This is a genomic window from Pseudomonas sp. TE36184, from assembly GCF_054060055.1.
The window spans coordinates 5452453-5471206 of the sequence record NZ_JBSSCU010000001.1; the positions used below are offsets into that span (position 1 = coordinate 5452453).

Below are 18754 nucleotides of genomic sequence, written 5' to 3' on the forward strand. Positions count from 1 at the left end.
GTGCTAAGCGTGATTGATTATGGTCGTGATTAACGGCAATAGCCTTCGCCGGTGGCGACGATCAGGCAGTTCTTTTTATCCGCCAGCCATTTCAACCCGGTTGCCGCACCGTCACCGGCGCGCAGCTGTTGCGGGCCATCGGGACGGGTGAAGGCGATGCCGTCTTCGGCCGCTTCACCTTTGAAGGTGCCGGCGTCGTCGGCGTCGAGGCCGTATTGCATGGTAAGAAGGTAGTGGCCACGGCCGATGCTGTCGTCCTTGGCGATGGTCAGGTGCAAGCCTTCGACGCCGATCCATTTGCCAACCCAGCTGTCGGTGGGTGGGGTTTGCGGCACCAGGGTCGCTTGCACGGAAGGCGGCGCCGGTTTGGCGGGCGCCTTGGACTCTTGGTTGCACGCGGCGAGCAGGGCAAGGGTAGACAGAAGAAAGACAGTTTTTTTCATAGCGGCAAGGCCTTGGTTAAAAAGTGTGCAACGCCGGGGCGAACGTGCAGCGTTGGACTCGATTGCAGTGATTTAGTGCGCTGTTCGCACTGTGTTTGGTTATGCTCTTGGGGCAGACGCATGCCCGACTGCTAGATTAACGGGTTGAGTACCACCGCGTTCAGCCCGCCACGCAAGAGAATTCAATGACTGTCAGCACCCCACTTTCCGGCGTCAACCATCCCTTCAAAGGCATTCTGCTGATTGTGGTGGCGACTTTTCTGTTCTCCAGCCACGACGCCTTGTCCAAATTCCTGGCCGGGTTCTACCCGATCGTGATGGTGGTGTGGGCGCGTTACCTGGTGCATACCTTGTTGATGGCCGGGATTTTCCTGCCGCAATCGGGCTTGCGCGTGCTGCGCAGCAAACGGCCGGGGATGCAGGTGGTGCGGGCCTTGTGCCTGTTGGGCACCAGCCTGTTTTTTACCGCCGCGCTGCATTACATCCCGCTGGCGGAAGCCACCGCAGTGAACTTCCTCGCGCCGATCCTGGTGACGGCGCTGTCGGTGCCCCTGCTCGGTGAACACGTGACGCGTGGCCAATGGCTGGCGGTGATCTGCGGGTTTGTCGGGGTGCTGGTGATCATCCACCCGGGCGGTGAACTGTTCACCCCGGCGGTGCTGCTGCCGCTGTGCTCGGCGTTGTTCTTCTGCTTCTACCAACTGCTCACGCGCATCCTCAGCCAATACGACACGCCCACCACCAGTAACTTCTTCGCCGGCCTGTGCAATACCTTGGTGATGAGTGCGATGGTGCCGTTCTTCTGGCAAGTGCCAACCCTGTGGCACGGCGTGTTGATGCTGGCGTTGGGCACCTGCGGGATGACCGCGCACTTGCTGCTGACCCAGGCCTTCCGCTTCGCGGCGCCGGCCTTGCTGGCGCCGTTCGGCTATTGCCAGATCGTGTTTGCGGGTGTGTTGGGCTGGCTGGTGTTTGCGCATACCCCCGACTTGACCACGGTGGTCGGCATCGGGGTGATCTGCATGAGCGGGTTGGCCGCTGCCTGGCAGCAGCGGCGGCGCTGAATCAGGCGTCGACCCTGGGAATCTTGCGCGGTGCCATGAAGTACATCCAGCTCAGCGCGATGAAGTACATCGCCGGGATCAGGGTGAACAGCACGGTGTAGTTGTTGTTCGTCACGGTCAGGATGTGGCCGACAATCTGGGTCATGAACATGCCGCCGATGGCCGCGCACATGCCGCCGAAGCCGAATACCGTACTCATCATGTGCTTGGGCGTGTAGTCCATCACCAGGCTCCAGATGTTGGCGGTCCAGGCCTGGTGTGCGCCAATCGCCAGGGAGATGGCGAACACCGCGACCCACAACTGGCTGGAGCCGGCGGCCATGATCACCCCGATGATGCAGCAGGCGAACAGCAGCATCGACAGCAGCCGCGCCTTGATCGAATTCATCCCGCGGCCGATCAGGAACGACGACAGAATCCCACCGCCCACGCTGCCGAAGTCGGCGGTCAGGTAAATGATGATCAGCGGGATACCCATCTGCGTGACGTTGATGCCCAGGTTGTATTGCTGGTTCAAGAACGGCGGCAGCCAGTACAGGTAGAACCAGAACACCGGCGCGGTCAGCGAGTAGGCGATGGCGAAGGCCCAAGTACCGCGCATGCGCAGGATGCGGCTGAAGGGGACGCGGGGCTGTTCCGGTTCGACTTCCCGTTGGATGTAGTCCAGTTCGGACTGCTTAACCGTCGGATGCTCTTCCGGGTTGTAGTACTTCAAGCCCCAGAACAGCAGCCAGATCCCACCGAGTGCCGACATGCACAGGAACGCCGCTTGCCAGCCCCATACGTGCAGGATCAACGGCAGCAGCATCGGCGTCATCATCGCGCCGACGTTGGTACCGGCGTTGAAGATGCCGGTGGCCACTGCGCGCTCGCCGGCGGGGAACCACAGGCGGGTGGTCTTGACGCAGGCCGGGTAGTTGGCGGCCTCGGTCAGCCCGAGGATAAAGCGGCAAACCATGAAGCCGACGGCCGAGGTGGCCAGGCCGTGGGCGCCGGTGGCCACGCTCCACAGCAGCACCGCGCAGAAGAACACGCGCTTGACACCTACGCGGTCGATCAGCCGGCCTTGCAGCACAAAGCCAATCGCGTAGCCGACCTGGAACCAGAAGTTGATGTTGGCGTAGTCCATCGCCGTCCAGCTCATTTCTTTGGCCAGGATCGGTTGCATCACGCCGAGGGCGGCGCGGTCGATGTAGTTGAGTGTGGTCGCGAAGAACACCAGGGCCAGCATGCCCCAGCGAGTTTTACCGACGGCCATTGCACCGCGGATCTTGTCGCCGATGCCGGCGTGCGGGTTGGCCGGGCGCGCAGCCAGGACTGAGTTTTGCGAAGGCATGAGGGTTTACCCGTTTTTGAAATTTTTATGGTGTGTTCTGGGTTTTGTTACGGAATCGATGGTGCGCAGTGGCTAAAAAATCGTCAATTCGCCAATGCCCATTGTGTTCGATAATCGCCCTGAAAACTAACTGGTTCGTACATTTCAATTGCTGCATTAGGCTAGGGGGCGAATAATTTACTGTAAATAACAATTGCCGGGAGTCGCCCCATGCAACGTTCCATCGCCACTGTTTCCTTGAGCGGCACCCTGCCGGAAAAGCTCGAAGCCATTGCTGCCGCCGGGTTTGATGGGGTCGAGATCTTCGAGAACGACCTGTTGTATTACGACGGCAGCCCGCGGGAAGTCAGGCAAATATGCACTGACTTGGGCCTGGCCATCACCTTGTTTCAGCCGTTCCGCGACTTTGAAGGCTGCCGCCGCGACCGTCTGGCGCGCAACCTGGAGCGCGCCGAGCGTAAATTCGACCTGATGCACGAGCTGGGCACCGACCTGGTGCTGGTGTGCAGCAACGCCTCGGCCGATTGCGTGGGCGATGAACGTATTCTACTCGATGACCTCAGCCTGCTCGCCGAACACGCCGGCCGCCGTGGCTTGCGCATCGGCTATGAAGCGCTGGCCTGGGGCCGGCATGTGAACACCTGGCAGCAGGTGTGGAACCTGGTGCGTCAGGTCGATCACCCTAGCCTCGGGGTGTTGCTCGACAGCTTCCACACCCTGTCGCTCAAGGGCGACCCGAGCGCCATCGCCGAGATCCCCGGCGACAAGATCTTCTTTGTGCAGATGGCCGACGCACCGATCCTGGCCATGGATGTGCTGGAGTGGAGCCGACACTTCCGTTGCTTCCCCGGCCAAGGCGAATTCGACCTGGCGGGTTTTCTCGCGCCGATCATCAAGAGCGGCTATACCGGGCCGCTGTCCCTGGAAATCTTCAACGACGGCTTCCGCGCCGCGCCAACCCGAGCCAACGCGGCGGACGGCCTGCGCTCGCTGCTCTACCTCGAAGAGAAAACCCGCCAACGCCTGGAGCAGGAACGCCCTGCCGCACCGCTGGATATTCTCTTCGAAACCCCGCCCGCCAGCGAATACGACGGCATCGAGTTCCTTGAGTTTGCCGTGGACGAAGACCTTGGCGCCAAGCTCACCCAATGGCTGGAGCGCCTGGGCTTCGTCAAGGCCGGCCAGCATCGCTCCAAGAGCGTCAGCCTGCTGCGTCAGGGCGATATCAACCTGATCCTCAACTGCGAGCCCTACTCCTTCGCCCACAACTTTTTCGAGGCGCATGGGCCGTCGCTGTGCGCCACCGCGATTCGGGTCAAGGACAGCGCCAAGGCCCTGGAACGGGCGGTGGCCTACAAGGGCCAGCCGTATCGTGGCCTGGTCGGGCCGAATGAACTGGAATTGGCGGCGGTGCGCGCGCCGGACGGTAGCCTGATTTACCTGGTGGACCCAAGCGAAGGCGTATACGACACCGATTTCAATCTGCAACCGGGCGCTGCCACCAGCGGCGGGCTTTTGCGCATCGACCACATGGCGATGGCCTTGCCTGCCGACAGCCTCGACAGCTGGGTGCTGTTCTACAAGAGCTTGCTGGATTTCGAGGCCGATGACGAAGTGGTGCTGCCTGATCCGTATGGCCTGGTGAAAAGCCGTGCGCTGCGCAGCCGTTGCAGCTCGATTCGTTTGCCGCTGAATATTTCCGAAAACCGCAACACCGCGATTTCCCACGCACTGTCGAGCTATCGCGGCTCGGGTGTGCATCACATTGCCTTCGACTGCGCGGATATTTTCGCCGAAGTACGCCGGGCCAAGGAGGCGGGTGTGCCGCTGCTGGATATCCCGCTCAACTACTACGACGACCTGGCGGCGCGCTTCGATTTCGACGACGAGTTCCTGAGCGAGCTGGCGTACTACAACGTGCTGTACGACCGCGACGCTCAGGGCGGTGAGTTGTTTCATGTGTACACCGAGCCGTTCGAAGGGCGGTTTTTCTTCGAGATCATCCAGCGCAAGCATGGCTACGCCGGCTACGGTGCGGCCAATGTGGCGGTGCGTCTGGCGGCGATGGCCAAGTCGCGCAGTGGTGCGGTACGCCAGGCACGGTTGTGACGGCAGGGCCGGTGCTTCCTTCGGGGCGCGCCGCGGCCCATAATCGCGGCCTGCACAATAAAAAACGGCCGTGAGCGCACCATGACCTTGACTCCCGATCTCTCCGCAGTGTCAGACGCACCGCGCAAGAGTCGCAAGAACAACCCGGAAAAGACCCGCGAAAACATACTGCAAGAAGCCATTGTCGAGTTTGTTCAGCAGGGCCTGTCCGGCGCTCGCGTGGATGCGATCGCCGAGCGTATCCACACCTCCAAACGCATGATCTATTACTACTTCGGCAGCAAGGAGCAGTTGTACGTCGAGGTGCTGGAGAAGCTCTACGGCGATATCCGCAACACCGAATCACGCATGAACCTCACGGCCCTGGAGCCGCGCGAAGCGATCAGTCGGCTGGTGGAATTCACCTTCGATCACCACGACCGGAACGTGGATTTCGTGCGTATCGTCTGCATCGAAAATATCCACAATGCCGAGTACGTGAAGCGCTCCGATTCAATCAAGGCGATGAACAGCAACATCTTGGATGCGCTGGGCACGACCTTGCGCCGTGGCGCCGAAATGGGGCTGTTCCGTGAGGGGCTGGAGCCGCTGGACGTTCACCTGCTGATCAACTCATTCTGTTTTTATCGCGTATCCAACCGCCATACGTTCAGTGAGATTTTTCAGATCGAACTGTCGGACGAGGCCGTTAAGCAGCGGCATCGACAGATGATTTGCGAGTCGGTGCTGCGTTACCTGCAAACCTGAGGTTGGCGCGGATTCACGGTGGGAGGGGCAAACACCCTCCCACATTGGGATGCGGTTTCGGCCGTCAGCTCTTCATGCTCTGGAAGTGCGCCAACATCCTGTGTGCATCCGGCACCACGCCACTGAACAATTCGAACGCCTTCACCGCCTGAAATACTGCCATGTTGCCGCCATCCAGAGTGCGGCAACCCAAGGCGCGCGCGTTGCGCAGCAGTTCGGTTTCCAGTGGGAAATACACGATTTCCGCGACCCACAATTGCGCGTGCAGCAAGGCCGGTGGCACGGGCGTGCCGGGCAGTTTGGCCATGCCCATCGGCGTGGTGTTCACTAACCCGTCGGCCTCGGCCATGGCGTTTTCCAGATGGGTGCCGACCTGGGCCCGTCCCGGGCCGAAACAGTGTGCGAGGTTATCCGCCAGGCCCTGGGCACGGCTGGCGTCCACGTCGAAAATGCTCAAGTGCTCAACGCCTTCCGCCAGCAGCGCATGGGCCACCGCCGCGCCTGCGCCGCCGGCGCCCATCTGGACCACGCGTCGCCGAACGACATCCTGCAAGTTGCGCCGGAAACCTTCGGCGAACCCCAGGCAGTCGGTGTTATGGCCGATGCGTTTGCCCGCTTTGAACACCACGGTGTTGACCGCCCCAATGCCCCGGGCCTCGTCGGACAATTCATCGAGTAAAGGCAGGATCGCCTGCTTGCACGGGTAGGTAATGTTCAACCCGGTGAAGTTCATCTGCTCGGCGGCCTGCAGCAGGTCGGGCAGGGCATTGATGTCCAGCTGCAGCGGTTCCAGGTCGATCAGGCGATACAGGTAGCGCAGGCCTTGGGCGTCACCTTCCTGTTCATGCAGGGCGGGCGTGCGGGAGGCCTGGATGCCGGCGCCGATCAGGCCGGCGAGGACGCGCGGTTTCATCGGGCTCATCCTTTCACCGTGCGGCTGAAATGTTCCAGGGCCAGGTGATAGCCGTGGCTGCCAAACCCGGCGAGTACCGCCTTGGCGATGGGCGACACGAACGAGTGATGACGAAACGGCTCGCGCGCATGCACGTTGGATAAATGCACCTCGATCACCGGCACTTCACTGGCCACCAGCGCATCGCGAATCGCCACCGAGGTGTGGGTCCAGGCCGCCGGGTTGATCACGATACCGGCGCAACGGGCGCGGGCGCCGTGAATCCAGTCGAGCAATTCGCCTTCGTGGTTGGTTTGGCGAAATTCGATGGTCAGCCCCAGTTGCTCGGCACTGCGGCCACACAGCGCGGCGATGTCGGCCAGGGTTTCATGGCCATAGGTGGCGGGCTCACGGGTGCCGAGCAGGTTGAGGTTGGGGCCGTTGAGCACCAGCACGATGGGCGGCATAAGGGGATCTCCACAGTTATTGTTCGTTGTGCGGATAAAATGTACTGAATGGTTAATTTGGTCAATCGATGGCGGTAGATGTGTTCGATTATCGAACCGTTAATCAGTGAGACCGGGCATTTCCAGGTGCTGCCATGAGTCGTTACAAGACCGTATTCGACGGTTTGCCCGCCGTTACTACGCTGTGAAAAACGCCCTGATCAAGGAGCCGGTTGTCGGGTGATGTATGGAAAAGTGTTACCCGGCGGAAAATAACCTAACGGATGGGTTAAGATGAAAATAGGCACATACAAAGGACATGTGATTGCGGTGTTTCTCAGGGATGAGCATTGCCCGCCTCACGTGCATGTCAGGGGAAAGCAATGGGATGCGCGTTTTCGTTTCAGCTTTCTGGATGGGCGAGTGGAGCTTTGGGATGTAGACCCCGAACGGCGGCGGCCACCCCCCGGGATTCTGGAGGGCATTCGCCAGACGTTGATGCAGCGACACGTCCTGGCTCGTGTACGAAGGATCTGGTGGGAAAAACTGCAAACGGTTTGCCTGGAGAACCATTCCTGGGATTGGGATGCCGACGAGGTGGTGCCGGGGTTGATCATTCGGCGTGGCGTCTATGTGATTGCAAACGCCCGACACGATGTGGCGGGGCAACGAACCCTTTTGAATCTGGTCAGGGCGCCAGATTGTGTGGAGATTGATCTATGAAAATCGTAAAAGCCAAAAGCTTGCCCGATGTACCGATCACTGAGGCCGATATCGATAAGGCCATAGTGCGGGGGCGCAAACTGAAGCGTGTGTACGCCAATGCCTGCTCGGTGCGTTACGAGGATGACTGCATCTCCATCGGCTTCAGCGATGGCAGTCGCATCATGTTGCCGGTGGCCGGTCTTCCGGAGTTCGAAGGGTTTTCCGCGCAGGACTTCGAGCAATTGGAGGTCGGCTTTGGCGGCAAGGCGCTGTGCTGTGAAGCCCGCGACCTGCATGTTTCCATCACCGGCCTGATTGCGACCAGCCAGCCCTTGATGGATCTGGCCGTGAGCCTGGTGGCGTCGCACAACGGCCGTAAAAGCAGCGCGGCCAAATCCGCCGCCGCCCGAGCCAATGGCAAGAAGGGCGGTCGGCCGCGCAAGGAACCGTAAGGGCGGTTATCGACGGGTCAACAGCACCCCGGACTCCATATGGTGCGTCCATGGGAACTGGTCGAACATCGCGCATTGGGTAATCCGGTGCGTGTCATGCAGTTGCGCAATGTTCGCCGCCAGGGTTTCCGGGTTGCAGGAGATGTAGAGGATGTTGTCGAAGCGCCGGGTCAGTTCGCAGGTGTCCGGGTCCATGCCGGCGCGCGGCGGGTCGACGAAGACGCTGCCGAATTCGTAGCTTTTCAGGTCGATGCCGTGCAGGCGTCGGAACGGGCGCACGTCGTTCAGCGCTTCGGTGAGTTCTTCGGCGGAGAGGCGCACCAGGGTGACGTTATCCACTGCGTTTTCATCGAGGTTGCTCAGGGCTGCGTTCACCGAGGTCTTGCTGATTTCGGTGGCGAGCACGTTGCGCACGCGGGTGGCCAGCGGCAGGGTGAAGTTGCCGTTGCCGCAGTACAGCTCCAGCAGATCGTCCGGGCGATCGCCGAGTGCGTCGTATGCCCAGTTGAGCATCTTCTGGTTCACCGTACCGTTGGGCTGGGTGAAAGCGCCTTCGGGTTGGCGATAGCTGAACGTGCGGCCACCGACGTCGAGTTTTTCCACCACATAGTCATGGCCGATCACATCGCGTTTGCCCTTGGAGCGGCCGATGATGCTCACGTTCAAGTCGGCGGCCAGTTGGTTCGCGGCGGTGTGCCAGTGCTCATCCAGCGGGCGGTGATAGCACAGGGTGATCATCGCGTCGCCGGCCAGGGTGGTCAGGAACTCCACCTGGAACAGCTTGTGGCTCAGGGCGGCGCTGGCTTGCCAGGCGGCCTTGAGCTGCGGCATCAACTGGTTGATGCGCTGGCTGGCGATGGGGAACTCGTCGATCAGGATCGGCGTGCGCTTGTCGTCCTGGGAGAACATTGCGTAGTGGCGTTCCCCTGCTTCGCGCCACAGGCGGAATTCCGCGCGCAGGCGGAAGTTCTGCAGGGGCGAGTCGAAGACCTGAGGTTGTGGCGCGTCGAACGGTGCCAGCAGGTCACGCAAGCGCGTGACCTTGTCTTGCAGTTGAACGGTGTAGCTTGCGGCGTCAAAAGTCATGCGTTGAACCAGCCCAGCTTGATCACAAACAGAATCGACAGAATCACCAGCGCCGGGTTCAGCTCACGGTAGCGGCCCGAAAGCAGCTTGATGGCGGTCCAGGCGATGAAACCGAAGGCGATGCCGTTGGCGATGGAGTAAGTGAAGGGCATCGCCAGGGCGGTGATCACCACCGGCGCTGCAACAGTGATGTCATCCCAGTCGATTTCCGCCAGGCCCGAGGTCATCAGCACGGCCACGAACAGCAACGCCGGAGCGGTGGCGAAGGCCGGTACGCTGGAGGCCAGTGGCGAGAAGAACAGTGCCAGCAGGAACAGGATCGCGACCACGACCGCGGTCAAACCGGTGCGGCCACCGGCACTCACGCCCGCGGCGGATTCGATGTAGCTGGTGGTGGTCGAGGTGCCCAGCAGCGAACCGGCCATGGCGGCGGTGCTGTCGGCGATCAGCGCACGGCCCATTTTTGGCATGTGGCCATCCTTGTCCATCAACCCGGCGCGCTTGGCCACGCCGATCAGGGTGCCGGAGTTGTCGAACAGGTCGACGAACAGGAACGCGAAGATCACGCTGACCAGGCCGATGTCCAGCGCGCCCTTGATATCCAGCTGCAGGAAGGTCGGGGCCAGGGACGGTGGCATCGAGGTCACGCCGCCGAACGGGGTCACGCCGAGCAGAATGGAGACAATGGTCACCGCCAGGATGCCGATCAGCACCGCGCCGCGTACCGCCAGGGCTTCCAGCGCGACGATCAGCGCGAAACCGAGGGCGGCGAGGATCGGCGCCGGTTGTTTCAGGTCGCCCAGGCCGACCATGGTGGCCGAGTTGCTCACCACGATCCCGGCGTTGTGCAGGGCGATCAGCGCCAGGAACAGGCCGATACCGGCAGCAATCGCCGAGCGCAGGGGCAGGGGGATGCTGTTGATGATCCATTCACGGATGCGGAAGATCGACAGCATGAAGAACAGCACCGCCGAAATGAACACCGCCCCCAGCGCCACTTGCCAGGTATGGCCCATGTGCAGGACCACGGTGTAGGTAAAGAAGGCATTGAGGCCCATGCCCGGCGCCAGCGCGATCGGGTAGTTGGCGATCAAGCCCATCACGGTCGAACCGATGGCCGCTGCCAGGCAGGTGGCGACGAACACTGCGCCCTTGTCCATGCCGGTTTCGCCGAGGATGCTCGGGTTCACGAACAAAATGTAGGCCATGGCCAGGAATGTCGTGATGCCCGCGAGGATCTCGGTTCGCACGTTCGTGTTGTGTGCTTTGAGTTGAAACAGCTTTTCCAGCATGCCTGCTCCCTGTGACGCTATGTTGCGTCGTTATTTGTTGACCTCTAAGTCAAAGCACAAATTGCGCCAAGCGCCTGTGGTTTCAGAGAGGATCGGAAAAAGCGGCGCATCATACCAGCAGCCGAGGCCGTGTGGCGCACGGGCTTGGCTTTGTGGCGCATGGCTGTGAATCATGGCCTTGAGGCATACTGCGCCGATGTTTAATTCAGGGTCATCGACAGCATGAAAAAAGCCAACCCGTGGAGTCTAGCTCTGATCGCTTGTATCAGCGCGTGGTTAGGCGCGGCACCGGCGTGGGGCGCGACTGCACCGGCCTTGAGCGAGGTGCGGGTGTTCAAGGTCGAGTCGGCCGGGTGTGTGGAAACGATTCCGGAGCGCTCCCAGAGCACACAGATGTGTACGCACCGTGGGCCCACCCAGGTGTCGGTGATGGAGGTTGGCCTGGGCAACAACCCGATGGGTCGCTTCAATGGCGCAGTACTCAACGGGCAACGCACTGCGGTGTGCCAGGTCGGCAACGTCAGCCAGGCCTGCAATGGCGCGGGCACGTTGATGGGCTACATCTATGTGTTCGACCTGAATGTCGAAGCCCAAGGCTGGTTCGAATACAGCAACACGTCGATCAACGCGCCGCGAAATACCTTGAATACCCAGCTCAATATCCGCTGATCAATGGCCCTGAACGTCACGGATATCCGCACCGGCTGGTGGTGAGGTTCAGCCCTTGGCTTCGTCCAGCGGCACATGCATGCGGTCGCGGTGAGCCAGGGTCGGGAACAGTTTGATCCACGTCCCGGTCACCACCAACGTGCCGATCCCGCCCATGACCACGGCGGGCACGGTGCCGAACCAGTGGGCGGTGATCCCGGATTCGAACTCGCCCAGTTGATTCGACGCGCCGATAAACAGGCCGTTGACCGCACTGACCCGCCCGCGCATGTCGTCCGGGGTTTCCAATTGCACGAAGGATGCGCGGATCACCATGCTGATCATGTCGGCGGCGCCCAGCACCACCAGCACCGCCAGGGAAAACCAGAACGAGGTGGACAGGCCGAAAGCGATGGTCGCCACCCCGAACACCCCGACGGCGGTAAACATCACACGGCCCACGTGTCGGTCGACCGAGAAGCGCGCCAGCCACAACGACATCAACAGCGCGCCCACCGCCGGCGCCGAACGCAGCAGGCCCAGGCCCCAGGCGCCGGTCAGCAGGATGTCCTTGGCGAACACCGGCAGCAACGCGGTGGCACCGCCGAGCAGCACGGCGAACAGGTCGAGGGAAATAGCCCCGAGGATGTCCGGGCGGCTGCGGATAAAGCGAATCCCCGCCAGTAGCGAGTCCATCGTGGCCTTGGCCTTGTTCAGCGGCGTCTGGCGCGCGGGCAGGTTGAGGGTCAGCGTGCAGGCAATGAGGTACAGCACCACGGTCGGGCCATACACCCACACGCTGCCGAACGCATAGAGCAAACCGCCGAGGGCCGGGGCGACGATGGTTGCCAGTTGCTGGGCCGATTGCGACGAGGCCACGGCGCGCGGGAACAGCGTGCTGGGCACGATGCTCGGGAGCAGCGTTTGGGTGGTGGGCATTTCAAAGGAGCGCGCGGCGCCGAGCAGGAAGGCGAGGATAAAGATCATCTCGCGGGTCACATTGCCGGTCAGGCCGCCAATGGCCAGGGACACGGCAATCAGCGCCTGCACGGTCTGACAGATAGCCGCCACCTTGCGCCGATCATAGCGGTCGGCCACATGCCCGGTGTGCAGCATGAACAGCACGCGGGGAACGAATTCCACTAGGCCGACCAGGCCCAGGTCCAGCACGTTGCCGGTCAGTTGATAGAGGTTCCAGCCGATGGCCACGGTGAGCATTTGGAAGCCGCTGGCGGTGAAGATCCGCGCCAGCCAGAACGCGATGAAAGGGCGGTGGTGACGCAACAGCAACGCGGGTTCATTGGGCATCGGGAGTTCGGGCCAGCGCGGTAGGGAAACCCGAGATTAGCATCAAGCTGTAACAAACAGTTGCAGAAACTGCGCTGAGGCAAGCTGTCACGCGGCAAAAGACCACACAGGCCAATTACCAAAATGGGACTACTCTTTTGACTGTGATTGATCCAGATCAAAGCTATTTCAGGATTTGTTCTGGCGGCCGCAAGGCCTGACTCCCTACGTGGTTGGTAAAAAAAGAAACGAATTGAAATTCGCCACACTCCATATCCGTGGGGGCAGTGGATGCGGCCTCCAGCCAGCATTCGGTATTACCTGACAGAGGAAGACTTATGTTCGGTTTGGAGGCGCTAGATCTCGCCCGAATTCAGTTCGCGTTTACTATCTCGTTCCACATCCTGTTCCCGGCGATCACCATCGGCCTGGCGAGTTACCTTGCGGTGCTGGAAGGCTTGTGGCTCAAGACCCATAACGATACCTACCGTGACCTCTACCATTTCTGGTCGAAGGTCTTTGCCGTCAACTTCGGCATGGGCGTGGTCTCCGGCTTGGTCATGGCGTACCAGTTCGGCACCAACTGGAGCCGCTTCTCGGACTTCGCCGGCTCCGTCACCGGGCCGCTGCTGACGTATGAAGTGCTCACGGCCTTCTTCCTCGAGGCCGGTTTCCTCGGCGTGATGCTGTTCGGCTGGAACAAGGTGGGGCGCAAGCTGCACTTCTTCGCGACCGTGATGGTGGCCGTCGGCACGCTGATTTCGACCTTCTGGATTCTCGCCTCCAACAGTTGGATGCAGACTCCCCAGGGCTTTGAAATCATCGACGGCCGCGTGATCCCCACGGACTGGCTGGCCGTGATCTTCAACCCCTCGTTCCCCTACCGCCTGATGCACATGGCCACGGCGGCGTTTGTGGCGACGGCGTTCTTCGTCGGTTCTTCGGCGGCCTGGCATTTGCTGCGTGGCAAGGACAACCCGGCGATCCGCAAGATGCTGTCGATGGCCATGTGGATGGCGCTGATTGTCGCGCCTATCCAGGCAGTGATCGGTGACTTCCACGGCCTCAACACCCTGCAGCACCAACCGGCGAAAATCGCCGCGATCGAAGGCCACTGGGAAAACATCGGCAACGAGCCGACGCCGCTGATCCTGTTCGGCTGGCCCGACATGAAGGCGGAAAAAACCAAGTACGCGGTGGAAATCCCCTACCTCGGCAGCCTGATCCTGACCCACTCCCTGGACAAACAGGTACCGGCGCTCAAGGAGTTCCCGCCTGAGGACCGCCCCAACTCGACCATCGTGTTCTGGTCGTTCCGGGTCATGGTCGGCCTGGGTTTCCTGATGATCTTCACCGGCCTGTTCAGCCTTTGGCTGCGTCGGGGCGGCAAGATGTATACGTCCCGGCCGTTCCTGTACCTGGCGTTGTGGATGGGCCCATCCGGCTTGATCGCGATTCTCGCCGGTTGGTTCACCACCGAGATCGGCCGCCAGCCGTGGGTGGTCTACGGGCTGATGCGGACTGCGGATGCGTCCTCCGGGCATAGCCTGGCGCAGATGAGCATCACCCTGGTGCTGTTCGTGGTGGTGTACTTCGCGCTGTTCGGCGCCGGTTTGGGCTACATGATGCGCCTGGTGCGCAAAGGCCCGGTGGCCCACGACGGCATCGAGCCAACCCACGGTGGCCCAGGCCAGAAACGCACACCGGCGCGGCCGTTGTCGGCGGCCGATGACGGCAGCGATGACGATCACGTCGACCTCCAGCATAAGGGGCATTGAGATGGGTATTGATCTTCCGCTGATCTGGGCCGTGATCATCATCTTCGGCATCATGATGTACGTGGTCATGGACGGTTTCGACCTGGGCATCGGCATCCTCTTTCCGTTCATCCCCGGCAAGACCGACCGTGACGTGATGATGAACACCGTCGCCCCGGTCTGGGACGGTAACGAAACCTGGCTGGTACTGGGCGGCGCGGCATTGTTCGGCGCGTTCCCGCTGGCCTATTCGGTGGTGCTGTCGGCGTTGTACCTGCCGCTGATGCTGATGCTCATCGGGCTGATCTTTCGCGGCGTGGCCTTTGAATTCCGCTTCAAGGCCAAGGACCACAAGCGTCACCTGTGGGACAAGGCGTTCATCGGCGGGTCGCTGGCGGCCACGTTCTTCCAGGGCGTCGCGTTGGGTGCGTTCATCGACGGCATCCCGGTGGTCGATCGCCAGTTTGCCGGTGGCTCACTGGATTGGGCGACGCCGTTCACGATGTTCTGCGGCGTGGCGCTGATCGTGGCCTACGCGTTGCTCGGTTGCACCTGGCTGATCATGAAGACCGAAGGCAAGTTGCAAGAGCAGATGCACGACCTGGCGCGGCCCTTGGCCTTCGTGGTGCTGGCGGTGATCGGTATCGTGAGTATCTGGACGCCGCTGTCGCACCCGGAAATCGCCTCGCGCTGGTTCACCCTGCCGAACCTGTTCTGGTTCCTGCCGGTGCCGATCCTGGTGCTGGTGACCATGTACGGGCTGATCCGCGCCGTGGCGCGCAACGCGCACTATACGCCGTTCCTGCTGACGCTGGTGCTGATCTTCCTCGGCTACAGCGGCCTGGGGATCAGCCTGTGGCCGAACATCATCCCGCCGTCGGTATCGATCTGGGACGCTGCCGCGCCGCCGCAAAGCCAGGGCTTCATGCTGGTGGGCACGTTGTTCATCATCCCGTTCATCCTGGGCTACACCTTCTGGAGCTACTACGTGTTCCGCGGCAAGGTCACCCATGAAGACGGTTATCACTAGGAGGGTCGTTTCATGTCCGGCAAACCTTCGTTGCACGAGATTGAACAGGCTGAGAAGCAACCGCTGTGGCGGCGCCTTGGTTGGTTGGCGATGATCTGGAGCGGCAGCGTGCTGGCCCTGTTCATCGTGGCCAGCCTGATGCGCCTGTTCATGAGCGCGGCCGGCCTGACCACGCACTGACATCCCATCCCGTTGCCTTGCGGCACGGTTTTTTGACCCTGCCCCTCTTTGGAGGGGCGGGGTCTTTTTTTATTTGCGCGCTTTGAGAATGACGAATTTGGGCGTGGCGGCCACTTGCTCGACGCCCCGGAACAGCCGCGCCAACTTGCTGTGATAACCCAGGTGACGGTTGCCGACTATATACAGGGCGCCGCCGACCACCAACGCTTCGCGCGCCTGCTGGAACATGCGCCAGGCGAGGAAGTCGCCGACCACCTGTTGCTGGTGGAACGGTGGATTGCACAGCACCACATCCAACGATTGCGGTGCCTGCCCGGCCAGGCCATCGTCGGCGCGGACGATGACCTCGCGATCACCCAGGGCCGCTTGCCAGTTCTCGGCGGCCGATTGCACGGCCATGTAGGACTCGTCCACCAAGGTGTAATGCGCGTCCGGGTTCAGCAGGGCGCTGGCAATCGCCAGTACGCCATTGCCGCAACCCAGGTCGGCGACTCGCGCACTGCCAAGGCCCGTGGGCAAGTGTGGCAGGAAGGCGCGGGTGCCGATGTCCAGGCTTTCGCGGCAGAACACGTTGGCGTGGTTGAGCAGGGCGATGGCTGGAGTGTCCAAGGCGTAACGGGTGGGGTAGGGCGAGACGGCGGCCGGGCGCTCCCCAACGGTGGCGATCAACAGCCGCGCCTTTTTGATCGCGAGGGACGCGTGCATCGGCCCGATGTACTGCTCCAGCAATTCACCGGCGGCCCGTGGCAGATGCTTGACCATCGCTGCGGCGATAACTTCAGCGCCCGGCGCCAGTTGGCCCTGCAGGCGGATCAACTGTTCTTCGAGCAGCGCCAGGGTTTTCGGTACGCGGATCAGCACCCGGTCGAATGGCCCGACAGGCACTTGGCTGGCGGGGATGAACGACACCGCATCGAACGCCTTGCCGTTGCGCAGCAGGTTTTTTTCCAGGCCTTGGGCGGCGAGAAACGAGTCGCCGCTGGATGTCACCTGCACATGGCCCTCAAGGCTGGCGGCCAATGCGCCAAAGCTATCGTTAAGCACCAGCACGCGAGTTGCGGCGTTCGGTTGCTGTTCGGCCAGGTAGCTGAGCAGATACTCGTCGGCGGCGTCGAAGGCCTGCAGCGGATCATTGTGCTGCTCGGGTTGGCGGATCAGATCGAGCTGGGCGAACGGGCTTTCGAGCAGGGGCATGGCGGGGGAGGCTCTGGGTAATCGATGGGTGTTCGACAGGCGCTGTGGCGGCCGGCGGAACCGTCTGAGTGAACTGCGAGGCGGCACCGAGGGGCTGCGTCAACACTCAGAGTTGGCCGTAAATGTTACTTTTTTTTTGGAGTGATTACATGCGGTGTTTCAAAGCGGGTTAAAACAAGCCTGCTTTCGAGGCACAGAGCACCGCAGCGATTTTGTTATTGACGCCCATTTTAGTGAAGATGCTTTTGAGATGAAAACCAATGGTGCGTTCCGACAGGCACAGTATGGCGGCGATATCGGCAGCCGTTTTGCCCAGGGCTGACCATTTGAGGATTTCTGTCTCCCGTGGTGTCAATTTGCAGGCCGAAGGCGCGTTGGGCTTGTCGGCATATTTCTGTGCGACCACCGCATGCATCGCATGACAGAGCCACAATACCTGGCCGGCCTTTTCGTACAGCTCTTCCGGGCTGACCTCGCCCTTGCTGCGTCCCAGAGTCAGCATGCTGAACACGCCCTGGAAATCGTGGACCGCCTGGGTCCATCCAAGATGCACGCCAGAGGACCGGGCCAGTTCCCACAAATTCGGCGCGGCGCCGAACACTTTTTCCTCCCAGACAATCGGTAGTACGCAACGTTTGCAGTGGGTGACAACCGGGTCTACGTCGAAAAAGTGGGCCTGGTCGTACAGGGAGTTCCATTCATTTGGGTAGTTGTTGAGGCAAATCGGTTTGCATGGGTGTGTGGGTCGTTGTGAACTCATCGTGAAGGAACAGAATTGGAAGCCAAGCTCGTAGGTTTTGTTGATGACCATTTCAAATACACTGGTGATCTTGTCCTCGCCTTCCAGTTTAGGGAGTCGTGTATTGCGCCAGTTGACCATCGGAAGCTCTCCATGGAGTTCTTTGTGACTTGGGTACGTCCTGGCCCCCAATGTTGCACGCAAATTAGTGTAGGACACGGACTACACTTGCAGCGGAAATTTTCGTTCTTGTTCGTCGTGTTCTAAGACTCTTTAAGCAGGTGTGCAACTTCCGTCCGCAACTTTTTGCGAAGGTTTGCCCTTTTTTAGTGGGTTTTAGCGTCTGTAATGCGTCACTGACAATCGCACTATGGGGCGATGTTGTGATGTGTCTTGGACTAATAGCCAAATGTTTAGTAGTGCAATTAAATAGCCATCAACTTGTGGTTTTTTTTGCTCTATTCACAATGCCACTACCGACTGCGGGTGTTTCCGCACGTGACTTTGGGGGACACTAGGGCACCTGTAGAACGGAGCTCCCCATGACGGCCAGTGCTGAGAAATTTACCCGCCAGACCCTGCTCGACGTGCAATCGCTGACCCCCAGCCTCTTCACCCTGCGCACCACCCGTGACCCGGGCTTTCGGTTCACCGCCGGCCAGTTCGTGCGCCTGGGGGTGACCAAGGCCGATGGCAGCACGGTATGGCGCGCGTACTCCGTGGTGTCGTCGCCGTTTGATGAGTACCTGGATTTTTTCTCGATCGTGGTGCCTGGTGGCGAGTTCACCAGCGAGCTGAGCCGTCTGCGCGTCGGCGATACGTTGATGGTCGAGCGTCAGGCCACAGGCTTCCTGACCCTGAACCGGTTTGTCGACGGTCGTGACTTATGGTTGCTGGGCACTGGCACCGGAGTGGCGCCGTTCCTGTCGATCCTGCAGGACTTCGAGGTCTGGGAAAAATTCGAGCGCATCATCCTCGTGTACAGCGCCCGGGAAGCCAGGGAGCTGGCCTATCAGTCGCTGATCCAGGGGCTGGCGCAGCGTGAGTACCTGGCCGAGTACGCCCACAAGCTGACCTATCTGCCGCTGGTCACCCGCGAGCAGCACCCCGGCGCCCTGCACGGGCGCATTACCACCCTGATCGCGAATGGCGAGCTGGAGCGCGCAGCCGGCGTCGCGCTGACCCCAGAGCATTCGCGCGTGATGATTTGCGGCAACCCGCAGATGATCGACGACACCCGTCAGTTGCTCAAACAACGCGATATGCAATTGAGCCTGTCCCGGCGCCCCGGCCAGGTGGCGGTGGAGAACTACTGGTAACAAAAAAGGCGCCCCTGGAGGCGCCTTC

19 protein-coding genes are annotated in these 18754 nt (G+C 61.1%); 10 read left to right on the forward strand and 9 right to left on the reverse strand.

Annotated elements, in window-relative coordinates; genetic code table 11:
* Positions 1-29: 29 nt before the first annotated feature.
* Entirely contained in the window at positions 30-443 is a 414-nt protein-coding gene (locus tag ACVWZP_RS24640; protein ID WP_457370210.1) for a hypothetical protein, read from the reverse strand.
* Positions 444-628: 185 nt separating this feature from the next.
* On the opposite strand from ACVWZP_RS24640, the gene ACVWZP_RS24645 reads away from it, so the two are divergent.
* Positions 629-1507, forward strand: a complete 879-nt coding sequence (locus ACVWZP_RS24645; RefSeq protein WP_017848293.1) for a DMT family transporter — start codon at positions 629-631, stop codon at positions 1505-1507.
* Between the two features lies 1 nt (position 1508).
* Here ACVWZP_RS24645 and ACVWZP_RS24650 read toward each other — a convergent pair whose 3' ends face one another.
* A complete protein-coding gene (locus ACVWZP_RS24650) occupies positions 1509-2843 on the reverse strand; it encodes an MFS transporter (RefSeq protein WP_457370211.1) in 1335 nt (444 codons plus the stop codon).
* A 210-nt stretch (positions 2844-3053) separates the two neighbouring features.
* Between ACVWZP_RS24650 and quiC the strand changes: the two genes are divergently transcribed.
* Together quiC and ACVWZP_RS24660 are read left to right on the forward strand one after the other, a co-directional pair.
* Positions 3054-4952 (forward strand): 3-dehydroshikimate dehydratase QuiC, encoded by a 1899-nt coding sequence (gene quiC / locus ACVWZP_RS24655; protein ID WP_457370212.1) that lies wholly within the window; start codon positions 3054-3056, stop codon positions 4950-4952.
* Positions 4953-5033: 81 nt separating this feature from the next.
* The gene (locus ACVWZP_RS24660; protein WP_017848290.1) at positions 5034-5699 is read left to right on the forward strand and encodes a TetR/AcrR family transcriptional regulator; all 666 of its coding nucleotides are present in this window, start codon (positions 5034-5036) and stop codon (positions 5697-5699) included.
* 64 nt (positions 5700-5763) lie between these two features.
* Here ACVWZP_RS24660 and ACVWZP_RS24665 read toward each other — a convergent pair whose 3' ends face one another.
* Both ACVWZP_RS24665 and aroQ read right to left on the reverse strand, forming a co-directional pair.
* On the reverse strand, positions 5764-6612 hold the full coding sequence (locus ACVWZP_RS24665; RefSeq protein WP_046381971.1) for a shikimate dehydrogenase: 849 nt from the start codon (positions 6610-6612) through the stop codon (positions 5764-5766).
* Positions 6613-6617: 5 nt separating this feature from the next.
* A complete protein-coding gene (gene aroQ / locus ACVWZP_RS24670) occupies positions 6618-7058 on the reverse strand; it encodes a type II 3-dehydroquinate dehydratase (protein ID WP_017848288.1) in 441 nt (146 codons plus the stop codon).
* Positions 7059-7331: 273 nt separating this feature from the next.
* Between aroQ and ACVWZP_RS24675 the strand changes: the two genes are divergently transcribed.
* A complete protein-coding gene (locus ACVWZP_RS24675; RefSeq protein ID WP_193040357.1) occupies positions 7332-7760 on the forward strand; it encodes a DUF4160 domain-containing protein in 429 nt (142 codons plus the stop codon).
* A complete protein-coding gene (locus tag ACVWZP_RS24680; RefSeq protein WP_108525519.1) occupies positions 7757-8194 on the forward strand; it encodes a DUF2442 domain-containing protein in 438 nt (145 codons plus the stop codon). The genes ACVWZP_RS24675 and ACVWZP_RS24680 overlap by 4 nt, the downstream gene beginning before the upstream one ends.
* Before the next feature lie 6 nt (positions 8195-8200).
* On the opposite strand, the gene trmA is transcribed toward ACVWZP_RS24680, so the two are convergent.
* Together trmA and ACVWZP_RS24690 are read right to left on the reverse strand one after the other, a co-directional pair.
* Entirely contained in the window at positions 8201-9280 is a 1080-nt protein-coding gene (trmA, locus tag ACVWZP_RS24685; protein WP_046381974.1) for a tRNA (uridine(54)-C5)-methyltransferase TrmA, read from the reverse strand.
* Positions 9277-10572 (reverse strand): NCS2 family permease, encoded by a 1296-nt coding sequence (locus ACVWZP_RS24690; protein WP_017848284.1) that lies wholly within the window; start codon positions 10570-10572, stop codon positions 9277-9279. Before ACVWZP_RS24690 ends, trmA begins: the two co-directional genes overlap by 4 nt.
* 222 nt (positions 10573-10794) lie before the next feature.
* Here ACVWZP_RS24690 and ACVWZP_RS24695 point away from each other — a divergent pair, with 222 nt between their 5' ends.
* Complete coding sequence (locus tag ACVWZP_RS24695) at positions 10795-11241, forward strand: DUF4879 domain-containing protein (protein ID WP_046381975.1); 447 nt, start codon at positions 10795-10797, stop codon at positions 11239-11241.
* 48 nt (positions 11242-11289) lie between these two features.
* Here the strand turns inward: ACVWZP_RS24695 and ACVWZP_RS24700 are convergent, their stop codons facing one another.
* Positions 11290-12528, reverse strand: a complete 1239-nt coding sequence (locus tag ACVWZP_RS24700; RefSeq protein WP_457370213.1) for an MFS transporter — start codon at positions 12526-12528, stop codon at positions 11290-11292.
* A gap of 317 nt (positions 12529-12845) precedes the next feature.
* Between ACVWZP_RS24700 and ACVWZP_RS24705 the strand changes: the two genes are divergently transcribed.
* Genes ACVWZP_RS24705 through ACVWZP_RS24715 form a run of 3 tightly spaced genes read left to right on the forward strand, consistent with a single transcriptional unit; the run spans position 12846 to position 15474 of the window.
* The gene (locus ACVWZP_RS24705) at positions 12846-14285 is read left to right on the forward strand and encodes a cytochrome ubiquinol oxidase subunit I (protein WP_017848281.1); all 1440 of its coding nucleotides are present in this window, start codon (positions 12846-12848) and stop codon (positions 14283-14285) included.
* Between the two features lies 1 nt (position 14286).
* On the forward strand, positions 14287-15294 hold the full coding sequence (gene cydB, locus ACVWZP_RS24710; RefSeq protein ID WP_046381977.1) for a cytochrome d ubiquinol oxidase subunit II: 1008 nt from the start codon (positions 14287-14289) through the stop codon (positions 15292-15294).
* Positions 15295-15306: 12 nt separating this feature from the next.
* Entirely contained in the window at positions 15307-15474 is a 168-nt protein-coding gene (locus ACVWZP_RS24715) for a DUF2474 domain-containing protein (protein WP_017848279.1), read from the forward strand.
* A 69-nt stretch (positions 15475-15543) separates the two neighbouring features.
* On the opposite strand, the gene ACVWZP_RS24720 is transcribed toward ACVWZP_RS24715, so the two are convergent.
* Positions 15544-16668, reverse strand: coding sequence for a methyltransferase (locus ACVWZP_RS24720; protein WP_108525517.1), 1125 nt, complete (start codon positions 16666-16668; stop codon positions 15544-15546).
* A 169-nt stretch (positions 16669-16837) separates the two neighbouring features.
* Positions 16838-17548, reverse strand: coding sequence for a helix-turn-helix transcriptional regulator (locus ACVWZP_RS24725; protein WP_046381979.1), 711 nt, complete (start codon positions 17546-17548; stop codon positions 16838-16840).
* Between the two features lie 401 nt (positions 17549-17949).
* Here ACVWZP_RS24725 and ACVWZP_RS24730 point away from each other — a divergent pair, with 401 nt between their 5' ends.
* Positions 17950-18726 (forward strand): ferredoxin--NADP reductase, encoded by a 777-nt coding sequence (locus ACVWZP_RS24730; RefSeq protein ID WP_046381980.1) that lies wholly within the window; start codon positions 17950-17952, stop codon positions 18724-18726.
* The last annotated feature ends 28 nt before the right edge of the window (positions 18727-18754 follow it).